Source organism: Polaribacter sp. PL03 (genome assembly GCF_033875165.1).
Taxonomy (GTDB): domain Bacteria; phylum Bacteroidota; class Bacteroidia; order Flavobacteriales; family Flavobacteriaceae; genus Polaribacter.
The window spans coordinates 173,092-188,615 of the sequence record NZ_JAWZSV010000003.1 but is presented as its reverse complement, the minus strand read 5'-3'; the positions used below and the strand labels follow the sequence as shown (position 1 = coordinate 188,615).

Genomic DNA, 15,524 nt, shown 5'->3' with positions numbered 1-15,524 from the left:
AAGTTATGAAAAAAATTTTCATCCTTTTTTTACTGATAACATCAACATTATCTGCACAAAAAAAGCTAGATAAGTTATTAAATAAATGGAACAAAAGAAATGTGCCTTACATGTCTGTAGAAACATTGGCTTTACCAAAAACGAAAGCTATTTTATTAGATGCTAGGGAAGAAAAAGAATTTAATGTAAGCCATTTAAAAGATGCCGTTTATGTTGGTTATGACCATTTTAAACTAAAAGAAACTGTTGCAAAATTACCAAAAGATAAAGACGTAAAAATTGTAGTTTACTGTTCTTTAGGTATTCGTTCTGAAACTGTTGCACACAAATTAATACAAGAAGGTTACACCAATGTTTACAATTTATATGGAGGAATTTTTGAATGGAAAAATAATAACTTTCAAGTTTTAGATACACTAGGTAATGAAACAGAAAAAGTACACACCTTTAGTAAAAACTGGAGTAAATGGTTAAAAAAAGGAACAAAGATTTATGAGTAAAAATTTACTATTAATATTTACAAGAAACCCAGAATTAGGAAAAGCAAAAACACGTTTAGCTAAGACTGTGGGCGATGAAACAGCACTTGATATTTACAAGTTTTTACTAAAAAGAACAAGAGCTATAGCAAGCAAAGTTTCTTCTGATAAAGCAGTTTATTATTCCGTAAAAATAAGAGAGAATGACATTTGGGATGCTGCTATTTTTCAAAAACACCAACAAGTTGGCGAAGACTTAGGTATTAGAATGTTAAATGCTTTTAAAAACGGATTTAGTGCTGGTTATGAAAAGGTACTAATTATTGGTAGTGATTTGTATGATTTAACCCCAGAAACGGTAGACCATGCTTTTGCCTCTTTAGATACAAATGATGTTGTTTTAGGACCTGCAGAAGATGGTGGTTACTATCTTTTAGGCATGAACTCTCTACATGAAAATGTTTTTAAAAATAAAGATTGGGGCACAGAAACGGTTAGAGCATCAACTTTAACAGATTTAAAAGATAAAAAAGTACTTTTGTTATCTGAGTTAAACGATGTAGACGTTTTTGAAGACATCGAACATCATCCCGCATTTCAACAATTTATATACAGATGAAAAAACAACAATTACAAGAAACCATCGATTTTTTAAAATCAGCAGGAATTACAAACCCAACAATAGGAATTGTTTTAGGAACAGGACTAGGAAAATTAGTCGATGAAATTTCAATTGAAAAAGAAATTCCGTATTCAAAAATTCCAAATTTCCCTGTTGCAACAGTAGAATTTCATTCTGGTAAATTAATTTATGGAGAATTATCTGGAAAAAAAGTAATTGTAATGGCAGGCCGTTTTCATTTATATGAAGGTTACAATGCTTGGGAAGTTACTTACGGAATTAGAACAATGCATGGTTTAGGTATTAAGAACTTATTAGTTTCTAATGCTGCAGGAGCAATAAATCTAACTTATAAAAAAGGTGATTTAATGTTAATTGACGATCATATTAATTTACAAGGAAGTTCTCCTTTGGCTTTTCAAGGAGCAAATAATTTTGGTAATATTTTTGCAGATATGTTAGCACCTTACTCTTTAGAAATGAATTCTAAAATTAGTGCTATTGCAAAAGAACAAAACATCTTACTACACAAAGGTATTTATACAAGTGTTTTAGGACCGCAATTAGAAACAAGAGCAGAATATAGAATGTTACAAATACTAGAAACAGATGCTGTTGGTATGAGTACTGTACCAGAAGTTATTGTAGCGAAACAACTTAATCTACCTTGTGCTGCTATTTCTGTATTAACAGATGAATGCGATCCTAAGAACTTACAACCTGTAGATATTGCAGAAATTATTGCTATTGCTGGTAAAGCAGAACCTAAAATGATTACTTTGTTTAAAGAAGTTATTAAGGTTTTGTAAAATTCAACTATTCTTAACATATCATTTATAAAATAAAAAGAGCCTTTTTTAGAGGCTCTTTTTATTTTAGTTATAATGAAACTAATTATTTAGATTCATATCCATTTCATGATCGTATTTACAACAAGCTGGTAAACCTTTGTAAGCCTCTTCGCTTCCTGTTACTTTTTCTGTATCATAACCAGAAGCTGCAATTGCATTATGAATTGCCATTGCATCCGTTTTTGCCTCATCAAAAGAAACCTTTATTTTCTTTTCATCTACATTCCAAATTGCACTTGAAACACCATCTACAGCATTAGCTGCTTTTTCAATAGTACTTTTACACATACCACAGTTTCCTCTTACTCCAAAAGTAGTATCTGCTTTCGCTATTTTACCAGGTATTTCGGTAGTATCTGTTATTTGTTTCCCATCATTTTTACAAGCTGTAAAACCTATCGCTGCTATAATAGCTAGACTTAGAATTATTTTTTTCATTTATTTTGATTTAATTATTAATATTTAATTTCTATTTATTCTATTATTTGTTTTACTTCTCCGCAAGTTTCCATAGCACCTCCAAAGTAAGGGTTTACTACTTTTTCATTCTTACTTAACCAATAAGCGCCTTTGTTATTATCTGCCATTGGGCAAAATTGATGATACACTTTTTCATTGATTCCAAATACTTCTATTGCATTTGCCATGTTAGCTGATAAATGCTTAAAATAGATTCTTTGCATTTTAATAGCATCTGTATTTAAAATCAAATTTGTAGTTGCTTTTATTTCTTTGTGTAAAGGCATCCAATGTTCATGCTCATTTTTACTTTTTAATAGCTTCATATCAACTTTCGTTAAATTATTTAATAACAGTTGAGACTGCACTTTAAGTGTATTCGTATCATCTTTTGCTAATGCATCTTTTAGTTTAATATAATCATTAAAAACCACTCTTAATTGATTTTGAAATTCCTTAGAAACTGTTATTCTTTCATTTTTATTTATAGTTTTTCCTTCAACAGAAGCACTCATTTCCATACCAAGATGTCCTTCGTGACCTGTCATTGTTTTACCGCCTTTTTTATTCATCATCGATTTCTTGCCTTGTAATTGGGCAGCTGCATCAACTGTAAAAGTTCCGTTAGTTACAATTTCATCATTATTACTTAAACCCTCTAAAACTTGATAATTACTATTTATTTTATTACCTAAAGTAATTTCGCGCATTTCGAAAATAGGTTCTTTCTGATTCGTTTTTACATACACAACAGAGCGTTTTCCTGTCCATAAAACTGCAGAAGCAGGTATTGTAATTACTTGTTTTTTACTTGCAGAAATAATGCCTTTTATTTTACCTTCCACAAACATCCCAGGTTTAAAAATCTCTTTTTTATTATTTAAAACCACCCTTAATTTTACTGTTCTTGTTTGTGTATTTAAAATAGGATCTATAAAATTGACCTTTCCTTTAAAGATTTTATTTGGATATGCATTTGTGGTTACCACAACATCCTGACCTTTTTTAAATTGACTAATTTGATTTTCATACACATCAAAATTAGCCCAAACTGTATTTAGATTAGAAACCTTAAAAATTGGTTTTCCGTCCATAATATGCGAACCTACATTTATCGAAATTTCTGTAACAACACCAGAGACATGCGAGTAAATGGTAAAACTATTTTTTACTTTACCCGTTTGTTCTACTTCATTTAATTGTGGCCCATGAATCATCCAATTTTTAAACTTATTTTTAACCGCAGTATACAATTGTGGTTGAGATGCTTTTAATTTATAGGCTGTAATTAATTCTTGCTGTGCAGCAATCAATGTTGGCGAATATATTTGAGCAACGGCTTGTCCTTTTCTAACACGTTCTCCCAACGAGTTAACATACAGTTTTTCAACCCTACCGTCAAAATGTGCAGGCATGGTTGCTGTTTCATCTTCATTCTCTGTAATTTTTCCTGATAAAACAAAACCTGTATCAGCATCAGAACTATTTTCTCCTACGATTGTGGTTTGTATGTTGGCTAATGCCATCGCATTTTCAGAAAGCTTAAATTGATCAGCAGACAATCCTTCTGCGCTGCTTGCAGCAGGAATTAAATCCATTCCACAAATAGGACAATCACCTGCTTCTGGTTGCATAATTTGTGGATGCATGGAACACGTCCACATTTGATTTGTTTCTGCTACAGCATCGTGCTTGTGCATTTCTTCTGTATTCGAATTCCCTCCAAAAAGCACCCAGCCTAAAAGTAGTCCAACAGCTATTAAACCTATATAAACACTATATTTTTTCATAAGTTTCTTTGTTTTTAAAACCTACAAGGAAGCTTCCTTTGTCAGCAATACCTTGCAGGTTAATTTATCTTATTATTTATATTTTAACTCTTCTTAATCGCAACGCATTAGAAATTACTGTAACCGAACTAAAACTCATTGCCAAAGCAGCAATCATAGGAGATAACAAAATCCCGAAAAAAGGAAACAAAACTCCTGCTGCAACTGGTATGCCTAATGTGTTATAAAACAGCGCGAAAAATAAGTTTTGTTTAATATTTTTCATAACAGCTTCACTTAAATGTTGTGCTTTTACAATACCATGTAAATCTCCTTTTACCAAAGTAATCATCGCACTTTCAATTGCTACATCTGTACCCGTTCCCATGGCAATACCAACATCACTTTTTGCGAGTGCAGGTGCGTCATTAATTCCGTCTCCAGCCATTGCAACTACTTTTCCTTGCTCTTGTAATTTGGTTACTTCTTGCAATTTGTTTTCTGGTAACATACTTGCTTTAAAATCGGCAAGATTCAATTCGGTAGCCACAGCTTGTGCGGTATCATAATTATCTCCTGTCAACATTATTACCGAAACGCCTCTATCTTGAAGTGCTTTTATTGCTTTTGCACTTGTTGTTTTAATTTTATCACCAATAACCACATAACCAACAACTTTTTTATCTACGGATAAAAAGGAAACCGTTTTCCCTTGTTTCTGATACGTTTTAGCTTCTTCCTCCATTTTAGGAGTGATTTCAGCATTTACATAATTCATCATTTTAGGATTTCCTAAAGCTACTTTTTTACTGTTGATAGTCGTTTCCACACCTTTTCCTGTAACAGCACTAAATTCTTCCGATTTTAAAACTTCAGTGTTTTGCTCTTTCCCATATTTTACAGTAGCTTCAGCTAAAGGATGTTCACTATTTTTATTTAAAGACACAATGTATTGCAACACTTCTGCATCACTTAAAATAGCATTAAACGCAGCCGCTTTTTCTACGGTTGGTTTTCCTTCGGTAATGGTTCCAGTTTTATCAATAATTAAAGTATCTACTTTAGCCATTCTTTCTAAAGCTTCTGCATTTTTAACCAAGACACCATTTTGAGCTCCTTTACCAACACCAACCATTATAGACATTGGCGTTGCTAAACCTAATGCACAAGGACACGCAATAATTAATACGGCAATGGCATTTACAAAAGCATATACATAAACAGGTTCTGGTCCATAAATAGCCCAAACAGCAAATGTTATTAAAGAAATAAGCACCACCACAGGCACAAAATAACCAGAAACTTTGTCTGCTAAATTCTGAATTGGAGCCCGACTTCTACTTGCATCATTCACCATTTTAATAATTTGAGAGAGTAGGGTATCGCTACCAATTTTCTCTGCTTTCATTAAAAAAACTTGATTCCCATTAATAGTACCGCCACTTACTTTATCGCCTTTAGATCTGTCTACCGGAAGTGGTTCTCCAGAAATCATAGATTCATCAATTGTTGTATTTCCTTCAGTTATAACACCATCAACAGGAATTTTATCACCCGGTTTTACTTTTAAAATATCATGCAATTCAATTTTATCAATAGTAACTTCTACATCTTCTCCGTCTACTATTTTTATCGCTTTATTAGGTGCTAATTTTAAGAGTTCTTTTACGGCTGAATTCGTTTTTCCATGTGCACGCGCTTCTAATAATTGACCTAAAAGTACCAATGTTAAAATAACGGTTGCTGCTTCAAAATAAACATGTACAGCACCTGATTCCGTTTTAAATTGAGCAGGAAAAACATCTGGAAAAAATAGTCCGAACACCGAAAATAACCAAGAGACACCTGCACCAATCCCGATAAGTGTAAACATATTTAAATTCCATGTTTTTATACTTCTATACGCACGCTCAAAGAACATCCAAGTGGCATAAAAAACAACCGGAATAGACAGTGCTAACTGAACCCAATTCCAATGTTTTTGTTCCAAAATTGTATATAATGGATTGTTTGGAATCATTTCACTCATGGCAATTAAAAATATTGGCAAGGTAAAAGCGACTGCAATCCAAAACTTTTTTACGATCTTTTTATAGGTTTTTTCTTCTGATGAAAGATCTGGTTTCATAGGCACTAAATCCATTCCACAAATAGGGCAGTCGCCAGCTTCATCTTTTACAACCTCAGGATGCATTGGGCAAGTCCACTGTTCTACGGTGTTAATAGAGATGTTTTGTTCTTCTACTAAATCCATTCCGCAGACAGGGCAATCTCCGGCTTTGTCATACGTTTTATCGTCTTCACAATGCATCGGACAATAAAATGTACCTGTGCCTTTTCCTTTCGGAAGTTCTTTTTTTACTTCTTTAATATGATGCTTTTCTCCCGGTTTGTGAATGCTATATCGGCCACCATCATTTTTTAAGGCTTCTTGGAAGGTTTCTAATGAAATATGAGATTCCATTTCTATAGTAGCTTCTGCTTTTTCTAAATTAACTGTAGCTTTAGAAACACCTTTAACTTTAGAAAGTGTTTCTTCAACATGTCCACGACAACCGTTACAAGTCATTCCGTGTATGTGATATGTATGTTTCATTATTGCTGTGTTAAATAATTAATATTTGTTGTTTGTAAATAATATGTTTTAATCGATTCAATCTGATTCATTTGAAACTTTAATTGTAGTTCCTGAATATCCAAAACATCATTAAAATCAATTGTTCCTGTTTCATAGCTTTTTACTAAAATAGTTTCTGCGTCTTTAGCTTGTTGTAAATTTTTAACCTGTGTATTATAACTAATTCTTGCAGAAATCCGGTCGTTTACAGCCTTGTCTAAAAGCGTTTCTAAGCTATTGAAGCGTTCTTGTTTTTGAGACTCAATCTCTTGTTGTTTCAACTCGTTTTGCTTGGTTTGTGATTTGTGTTTTTTATTGAATATTGGAATAGAAACCGACACCATTGGCATAACTATATCTTTTCCATTATCGCTAAAACTCATGTTTGGTCTTTTTTCAATATTAACATAATCTAGACCAAAACCAATCAGCGGACTGCTTTCTTTCTGATTCAATAACTCCGATTTTTCAACCGATTGATACAGTTTATCATATTTCAATAATTCTGGATGTAATGTTAAATTTTTAGTAGTGATTTCAAAATCTTCCGAAGGTATTTTTAGTTCATTTACAACCTTTACAGCAATAGCTTTCTCACGATTTAAGAGCTTATTAAATTTTGTTTGCTCAGCAAGAAATTGCTGCCTTAATACTTCCAATAATTGCTGCATTTCATTCTGTCTCATTTGTAAACGCAATACATCTACCGCTGATGCTTTGCCAACTTCTACAGAGGTTAATGCTAATGTTTCATAGGTGTCCAGTAGTTTTATGTTTTCAACTAAAACAGTTTGTTTTGCAGTATTAGCATACAAATTGTAATACGATTGAGAAACCGAAGCCATTAATTTTCGTTTAGCAATAACAATGTCTTCATATTTTGCATCTGCCAAGGCATTTACATAATTTTCTCTTGCCGAAATAGTATTAAACCAAGGTAACATTTGTTTTGCAGACACCTTAAAACGTTGCGCTCCTGTTCGGGTTTCTGGTTCACTTACAAAATAACCAACAGCAAATTCTATGTTAGGCAACGTGTTTACTTCATTCACTTTTTCTGAAGCAATGCTATATTGCAATTCGAATTTCTGAATTTCAGGACTATTTTTTACAGCTTCCTTAATATAAGTCTCTAATTCTTGACCTTGAACATTTAGAACAAAGAAAAAAGAACCTAGAAGCAAGGCTACTTTCTGCACGATATGTTTATTATTTTTTTTCATGGTATCTTTTTTAGTCTATTTTCTAAGCTCTTTTCTCTCTTTTCTCTCCATTCTCTTCAGTTTCATCTCTTCTCTCCAGCTATATAAAACGGGAACAATAAAGTAAGAAGTGATGTCAATCACCATTCCTCCAAAAATTGGAATTGCCATCGGAATCATAATATCGCTTCCTTTTCCTGTGGATGTTAAAACAGGTAATAAAGCTAGAATGGTAGTAACTGTCGTCATTAAACACGGACGAATACGTTTTTTAGCAGCTTCTAATGCTGAAGCTCTAATGCTCATTTTATCAGCAGGTTTTTCACGATCAAAAGTTTGTGTAAGATAGGTTGCCATTACAACTCCGTCATCTGTTGCAATACCAAATAAGGCAATAAAACCAACCCAAACAGCCACACTTAAATTGATGGTTTTCATATTGAAAAGATCTCGCATATTCTCGCCAAAGAAACTAAAATTGAAGAACCAATCTTGTCCGTATAACCAAATCATAATAAAACCACCAGCAAATGCCACTGCAATTCCGGTAAATACCATTAATGATGTAGTCACTGATTTAAATTGAAAGTACAAGATTAAAAAGATGATAGCCAGCGCCAAAGGCACCACAACAGCCAATGTTTTTTCTGCTCGTAATTGATTTTCATACGTTCCTGTAAACTTATAACTGATTCCTTTAGGAACAATTAATGCTCCTGAATCTATTTTCTGCTGAAATAACGCTTGTGCATTTTCTACCACCGCTACTTCTGCAAAACCGTCAATTTTATCAAACAAAACATATCCAACTAAAAAGGTGTCTTCACTTTTAATTACCTGCGGACCTTGTTCATAACGAATCGTTGCCAATTCACTTAAAGGCACAGGACTCCCTTTTTCTACAGGAATATAAATATCTTTAATGTCTTCTGGATTGCCACGTAATTCTCTTGGGTAACGTACACGAACTCCATATCGTTCTCGCCCTTCCACAGTTTGTGTTAAGGACATACCACCAATTGCAACTTTTAGCACACTCTGTACATCTTCGATTGAAATTCCATATCGTGCTATTTTTTCTCTATCAATATCAATCAATAAATACGGTTTACCAACAATTCTATCGGCAAAAACAGCTTCTACTTTAACGCCTTCCGCTTGTTTTAAAAGACTTTCGAGTTCTAGTCCAAAAGCTTCAATTTGTTTTAAATCTTGTCCTTTTACTTTAATTCCCATAGGTGCACGCATACCTGTTTGTAGCATGACTAAGCGGGTTTCTATAGGCTGTAATTTAGGTGCAGATGTAACGCCTGGTAATTTGGTGACTTTTATAATTTCTTTCCAAATATCATCTGGATTCTTAATTTCTGGTCGCCAGTTGCGGTAAAATTCTCCATCGCTGTCTTCGATAAGTTGGTTTGCTTTAATTGATGTGCCTGAAGTAACAAAACGTTTTGCGTTGTTATTATGGTCTATATGAGATTCCTCGTCGCTCGTAACTCGCTCTGTCAGAATGACATTCGTTTTCAATTCAAACAAACCATCAGCATTTACTTTGTATCGTTGTCTTTTCCCTTCGGAATTACGCATGTACTCCGATTTATACTGAATCATGTTTTCGTACATCGATAAAGGTGCAGGATCTAAAGCAGATTCTGTTCTACCAGCTTTTCCAACCACAGTTTCAATTTCTGGAATTGTAGCAACTGCCATATCTAATTGCTGTAACACACGTTTGTTTTCTTCAACTCCAGAATGTGGTAACGATGTTGGCATGAGTAGAAAAGATCCTTCATTTAAAGAAGGCATAAATTCTTTACCAGTATTGTTCATAATCCAAAATCCCGAAACAAGAACTGTAATTGGAACCATTAAAAACAATATCTTATTCGCTAAAGCCCATTGTAAAATTTGTCCGTAATATTTTCTAAAAATAGAGAACAGTCCTAAAATTCCGAAGCAAATAATAGCCACAAAAATTAAGTTGATAAAAATACTGCGATTAAAACCTAAAGGTCTCCAATATTCCGCCAATAGAAATACAATAGCTACGGAAGAAATAATAATATTTACAAGGTTTACTTTTTTACTATCTAGTTTTCCTAAAATGCCTAATAACCCTGAAATTCCGAATGCAACTATTATAAGACCTAACCAAAATCCACTTATTACAACTGCAATTCCGGCAAGAATTAAAGCACCACTTACAATGTATTTAAATGAATTTTTTAGCGTTGTTTTACGAAATAAGAAAGCTGCTAAAGGCGGAATTATAAACAAAGCAATCACTAAAGAGGCAGATAATGCCATTGTTTTTGTAAAAGCCAAAGGTCTAAACAACTTCCCTTCAGCACCAACCATCGTAAATACAGGAACAAAACTAATAATGGTTGTTAAAACGGCTGTTAATATGGCTCCGGAAACTTCCGCGGTAGCGTTATAAATAATTTCGTTTATGGAAAGTTTGTTATTTTGATGAGATCCCTCATCGCTCGTGCCTTGCTCTGTCGGAATGACATTTTCATTATTCACTTTTAACTTTTCACTCTTCACTTTCTCCTCATCAAGATGGCGAATCATATTTTCGGCAAGTATAACACCAACATCTACCATGGTTCCAATAGCAATTGCAATACCCGAAAGTGCCACAATATTTGCATCCACATTAAATAGTTTCATCACCACAAAAACCATTAAAATAGCAACCGGTAACAATCCTGAAATTAAAATAGAAGCTCTTAAATTAAAAACCATTATAATAATTACTAAAATGGTAATTAAAATCTCTAAAGTTAATGCCTCCGTAAGTGTGTCTAAAGTTTCTACAATAAGTTCAGAACGATCGTAAAAAGGAACCACTGTTAGTTGAGATGTTCGTCCGTCTGCTAATACCTTCGTTGGTAAACCACCTTTTAATTCGGCTATTTTTTCTTTTACGTTGTTAATTACTTCCATAGGATTTGCTCCATACCTAGCAACTACAACACCACCAACAACTTCTGCGCCTTCTTTATCTAATAATCCACGTCGTGCTGCAGGACCTAAAGAAACTTTACCAATATCTTTAATTTTAATGGCTGTAAAATCTTTAGAAGTTACCACTGCGTTTTCAATATCTTCTACCGATTTTATATACCCTAAACCACGTACTAGATACTCTGCTTGATTTATTTCTAAGGTTTGTGCACCAATATCTTGATTGCTACTTTTAACCGCTTTTACAACTTGATTTAAACCAATATTATACTGACGCATTAATTCTGGATTCACATCTACTTGATATTCCTGAACATAACCACCAATAGAAGCTACTTCTGAAACGCCACTTGCAGACGATAATGCATACTTTACATAGTAATCTTGTATGCTTCGTAATTCTTGTAAATCCCATCCACCAGTAACGTTTCCGTCTTTATCTCTACCTTCTAAGGTGTACCAATAAATCTGACCTAATCCTGTTGCATCTGGTCCTAAAGCAGGATTAACGCTTTCTGGTAACAAGCCGCTTGGTAGTGAATTTAATTTTTCTAAAATTCGACTTCGGCTCCAGTAAAACTCAATGTCTTCTTCAAAAATGATATAAATACTAGAGAAGCCAAACACAGAAGAACTACGGATGGTTTTTACTCCAGGAATACCGAGTAGGGAAGTGGTTAATGGATAGGTAATTTGGTCTTCTATATCTTGTGGCGAACGACCATCCCACTTTGTGAATACAATTTGTTGATTTTCACCAATATCTGGTATGGCATCTACAGCCACAGGATCACTTGGTAAAAAACCAGTATTCCAATTAAAAGGTGCGTTTACAGTTCCCCATCCTACAAAAAGGACAAGTAATAAAACGGCTACGATTTTATTCTCTATTAAGAATTTGATGCTTCTATTTAGCATGAAGTTTAATTATTAAACAGTTAGAAAGTAGTGGTAACCTATAATAGGAAAACACTGAATACAAGAAATCATTCTAATGAAATAAATCATAGAATAATACAGTCTATTGTTTAAAAATTAAATTAAATAGGTCTCATCAAGCTTAAATATTTGCTTGTCTATGAGTGGTGATCGGTATGCTTGGTAAGAAGGTTTATTTGTATTTAAAGTATCAAAAAGAGTTGAAAACGTGTATACAAATGAAGCTATAAATAATTGTTGTTCAAAAGAAATGGTATCTACCTGAAGCTGTAATTCATCTTGACCATCAACCACTAACTGTTCATCATTACAGCAATTCTTTTTGATTACTTTACAATCCTCAGTAGAAGGTTTGTCCATTTCCATTCCGCATCCTTTTGCTTTCTGAAACATGGCTGTTTCAACTAAATTATCGCCACAATAATGCATACTTACAGTAAACGACATTGTAGAGAATAACACTACAATAGCCATTACAAAAGACATTATTTTATGAGATATTTGTTTCATACTTAATACAAAGGTATAAAAAATATAAGTAAAGGTTAATTCATTCGAAATGAAAAAAACTATTATTTCTAATAAATTAAGAAAAACATACTTAAATAATATTTTATTCTTTTTTTAAAAGATTAATTTAGCAAATAATTGTAAGTTTAAAAAGCAAAATCAGACTTAAGTAGTATTACTTTATAGAAAATAATTGAATGAATAAATACTTTGAAATAATAAAAAACTCATATTCAGATTACTTGAACTACGTAAAACAATCTGTTTTAATGGAGTTGAATTGGGAAAATTATTTCTATGGGCTTATTTTAATTTCATTAGTTGTTTGGGCTTTAGAAGCTATTTTTCCTTGGCGTAAAAATCAGTCTTTGTTTAGAAAAGATTTTTGGTTAGATACTTTTTACATGTTTTTTAATTTCTTTTTATTAAACTTACTTGTACTCATTGCCCTTTCTAATGCAGCTGCCGAAGTTTTTAATGATGTATTAGGTTTGGTTGGTTTGTCTGTTGCTAATTTTCAGTTGGTAGAAATTAATGCATTGCCTTTTGCTGCAAGAATTTTTATCTTTTTTATAGTGGTAGATTTTGTGCAATGGTGGACGCACAGATTATTGCACCAATTTGAGTTTCTATGGAATTTTCATAAAGTACACCATTCTGCAAAAGAAATGGGCTTTGCTGCACACCTGCGTTATCATTGGATGGAACCCGTAGTATATAACTCTTTAAGATACATTCCATTAGCCATTATTGGTGGCTTTTCTGCACAAGATGTAGCGTTTGTCCATTTTTTTAATATTACTATTGGGCACTTAAATCATGCTAATATTAATTGGGATTATGGTTGGTTAAAGTATGTTTTAAACAACCCGAAAATGCATATTTGGCACCATGTTAAAGTATTGCCAGAGGACAGAAAAAATGGGGTTAATTTTGGAATTACTTTAAGCATTTGGGATTATGTTTTTAAAACAAATTATATTCCGTATTCTGGTAGAGATATAGAAATTGGTTTTGAGGGTGATGAAAAATTTCCTAAAAGTTTTGTTCAGCAAGAATTGTATCCTTTAGTTAAAAAATAATTTATTTATTTCTTCCTTTTTCATCAGGATATAAATCTGGTAGATTATCACTTTGAAAATATGCTTTTGTATCGATATTCATACCAGTAACTTTTCCTTTAAAGGCAGCTCCTGTATCAACATTCCATATATTCATAGCATTCATTGGTGCAGTTTCATTAAAATTTGTTGTTGGCGTGTGGCCTATGTATATTTCGTTATAATGTTGTAATCTTTTAGGATACGTAGCATGTTCTTTATCTATATCTTTATCCATGGCCAAAGCTAATTCCCATAAAGTTCTATCTAAGTAAAACTTCTCTTTAAAAGTTTCTTTTTCTACACCGTTTAAAGATGTAAAACCTGCATGTAAAAACAATCTATTTTCGTCATCTAAATAGTACAAAGGCATATTTTCGAAAAAAACTGCATGTTGTTTTTTTTCTTCGGAAGAAAAACCGTTATAACTATCGATTGTCTCTTTACCACCATGCATATACCAAATTGGGTTTACATTTTCTGTTTTTAGCCAATCTTCACACCAAACATCATGGTTTCCTTTGATAAAAATACAATTTACTTTTTCTGCTAAATTAATTAACAGCTCTATTACTTGTGCAGACTCGCTCCACCCATCTACATAATCTCCCATAAAAATTACAGTATCTTCTTCTGTAACTTCTAAATTATTTAATACTTGAAGCAAGGCTCTTAAACCTCCATGAATATCTCCAATTGCAAAAGTTCTTTTCATCATAATTTATTACTAAAAATATTGTCCTAGACCAAAAACTAAACCTCCATTAGAGTTATTTTTTCCATCGTAAACTTTAAAACCATAATCGATTCTAAAAGTTGCATTGTAAATTTTCTTACTTATAAAACGCAAACCAATACCAGAGAAAACTCTAATTTTTTCACTTTCAAAAAAATCATTTAATTTACCTCCTGGATCTCTCCAAGAACCAATATCTGTAAAAACATTAGTTTGTATTGCTAACCATTTTTTGTCGTAAATAGTATGTCTGTATTCAGAATTTAAAACAGCAACACCTGTACCTCTATCAACTAAAATACCAACACCTCTAATGTTCACATTATTATCTAACGCAAAAGGTGCAAAAGGCGATTTTTCGTTAGAAGAAAAACCAATGCGTAATTTATTAGCCCAATTACCCTTTGCTCCTACTCTCTTAAAGTAGAAAAAATCGTTCCAGGCAATTAAAAAATCATTCTGAAAAGCATTCTTTGAAGTAACATATTGTGCATATAAAACACTTTTAAAACCGCTTACATATTGGTAATAATAATCTAAATTATTGTATTTGTAAACAAACTTTATTAGCTTTTTATCTAAATCTAAATTTAGTGGAATAGATACATCTGTTGCACCAGATAGGTACGTGTATTTTTCAGAAAAAATATTCAAACCAAAATCGATACTGTTTTTAAGGTTAAATTGATACAAGCCTAAAACTTCAAAAGAAATATTATTGTATAAATAATTTGCAGATTTATCATCAAAATATAAGGGTTCTTCACTTTTCCAATTTTGATGCGTTACTGCTAAACCTAATTTCTTAGAAAACAAATTAGGTGCTCTAAAATTAATTCCATAAGAATTAAAACCATTGTTTTGATAAAAGCCACCAAATGTAATATTCTCTCCTAAAAAATTATAATCATACAAACCTAATTTATATGCAAATCGCTTGTTTGTAGTTGTCCAAAAATTAAGTTCTGGTATAATTGTAAAGTTTTCTTCAATACCAATTTTTACTTGGTATTTATTTTTACCTACTTTTTTAACTTGATAATAAGCATGACTTACAGCTGGTAGTCTTTTTAGAAAAACAACATCTTTTTCTATGGCTACAGAATCTAAAACAAGACCTATTTCTGTTGCTATTATTTTTTTTAAATATGTAGTTTTTGTTTTCTTATTACCAATAATTTCTAAAGATGTAATTCTATTTTGTTGTGCATACAATTGCAACATCAAAAATGAAAAAAAAAGTAAAAAAAAGGTTTTCTTCTGA

Annotated in this window: 12 protein-coding genes; 4 read left to right on the top strand and 8 right to left on the bottom strand. The window is 32.3% G+C overall.

Annotation, left to right across the window (positions count from 1 at the left end; all coding sequences use genetic code 11):
- The first annotated feature begins 5 nt into the window (after positions 1–5).
- The 3 genes from SHK09_RS06995 to SHK09_RS06985 are packed head-to-tail and all read left to right on the top strand — an operon-like array spanning position 6 to position 1,910.
- A complete protein-coding gene (locus SHK09_RS06995) occupies positions 6–500 on the top strand; it encodes a rhodanese-like domain-containing protein (RefSeq protein ID WP_319810067.1) in 495 nt (164 codons plus the stop codon).
- Positions 493–1,098, top strand: a complete 606-nt coding sequence (locus SHK09_RS06990) for a TIGR04282 family arsenosugar biosynthesis glycosyltransferase (RefSeq protein WP_319810066.1) — start codon at positions 493–495, stop codon at positions 1,096–1,098. The genes SHK09_RS06995 and SHK09_RS06990 overlap by 8 nt, the downstream gene beginning before the upstream one ends.
- Positions 1,095–1,910, top strand: coding sequence for a purine-nucleoside phosphorylase (locus SHK09_RS06985; RefSeq protein ID WP_319810065.1), 816 nt, complete (start codon positions 1,095–1,097; stop codon positions 1,908–1,910). The genes SHK09_RS06990 and SHK09_RS06985 overlap by 4 nt, the downstream gene beginning before the upstream one ends.
- An 81-nt stretch (positions 1,911–1,991) precedes the next feature.
- Here SHK09_RS06985 and SHK09_RS06980 read toward each other — a convergent pair whose 3' ends face one another.
- From SHK09_RS06980 to SHK09_RS06955, 6 genes are all read right to left on the bottom strand, one after another.
- Positions 1,992–2,390: a heavy-metal-associated domain-containing protein gene (locus SHK09_RS06980; protein WP_319810064.1), complete on the bottom strand. Its 399-nt coding sequence runs from the start codon at positions 2,388–2,390 to the stop codon at positions 1,992–1,994.
- Between the two features lie 35 nt (positions 2,391–2,425).
- A complete protein-coding gene (locus SHK09_RS06975; protein ID WP_319810063.1) occupies positions 2,426–4,201 on the bottom strand; it encodes an efflux RND transporter periplasmic adaptor subunit in 1,776 nt (591 codons plus the stop codon).
- Positions 4,202–4,277: 76 nt separating this feature from the next.
- Positions 4,278–6,776 (bottom strand): heavy metal translocating P-type ATPase, encoded by a 2,499-nt coding sequence (locus tag SHK09_RS06970; RefSeq protein ID WP_319810062.1) that lies wholly within the window; start codon positions 6,774–6,776, stop codon positions 4,278–4,280.
- A complete protein-coding gene (locus tag SHK09_RS06965; protein ID WP_319810061.1) occupies positions 6,776–8,020 on the bottom strand; it encodes a TolC family protein in 1,245 nt (414 codons plus the stop codon). Before SHK09_RS06965 ends, SHK09_RS06970 begins: the two co-directional genes overlap by 1 nt.
- Positions 8,021–8,035: 15 nt before the next feature.
- Complete coding sequence (locus tag SHK09_RS06960; RefSeq protein WP_319810060.1) at positions 8,036–11,893, bottom strand: efflux RND transporter permease subunit; 3,858 nt, start codon at positions 11,891–11,893, stop codon at positions 8,036–8,038.
- A 117-nt stretch (positions 11,894–12,010) separates the two neighbouring features.
- The gene (locus tag SHK09_RS06955; RefSeq protein WP_319810059.1) at positions 12,011–12,424 is read right to left on the bottom strand and encodes an HYC_CC_PP family protein; all 414 of its coding nucleotides are present in this window, start codon (positions 12,422–12,424) and stop codon (positions 12,011–12,013) included.
- A 197-nt stretch (positions 12,425–12,621) separates the two neighbouring features.
- On the opposite strand from SHK09_RS06955, the gene SHK09_RS06950 reads away from it, so the two are divergent.
- Positions 12,622–13,506 (top strand): sterol desaturase family protein, encoded by an 885-nt coding sequence (locus SHK09_RS06950; protein ID WP_319810058.1) that lies wholly within the window; start codon positions 12,622–12,624, stop codon positions 13,504–13,506.
- 1 nt (position 13,507) lies between these two features.
- Here SHK09_RS06950 and SHK09_RS06945 read toward each other — a convergent pair whose 3' ends face one another.
- Positions 13,508–14,239: a metallophosphoesterase family protein gene (locus SHK09_RS06945; RefSeq protein ID WP_319810416.1), complete on the bottom strand. Its 732-nt coding sequence runs from the start codon at positions 14,237–14,239 to the stop codon at positions 13,508–13,510.
- Positions 14,240–14,251: 12 nt separating this feature from the next.
- The gene (locus SHK09_RS06940) at positions 14,252–15,484 is read right to left on the bottom strand and encodes an outer membrane protein assembly factor (RefSeq protein ID WP_319810415.1); all 1,233 of its coding nucleotides are present in this window, start codon (positions 15,482–15,484) and stop codon (positions 14,252–14,254) included.
- Between the last annotated feature and the right edge of the window lie 40 nt (positions 15,485–15,524).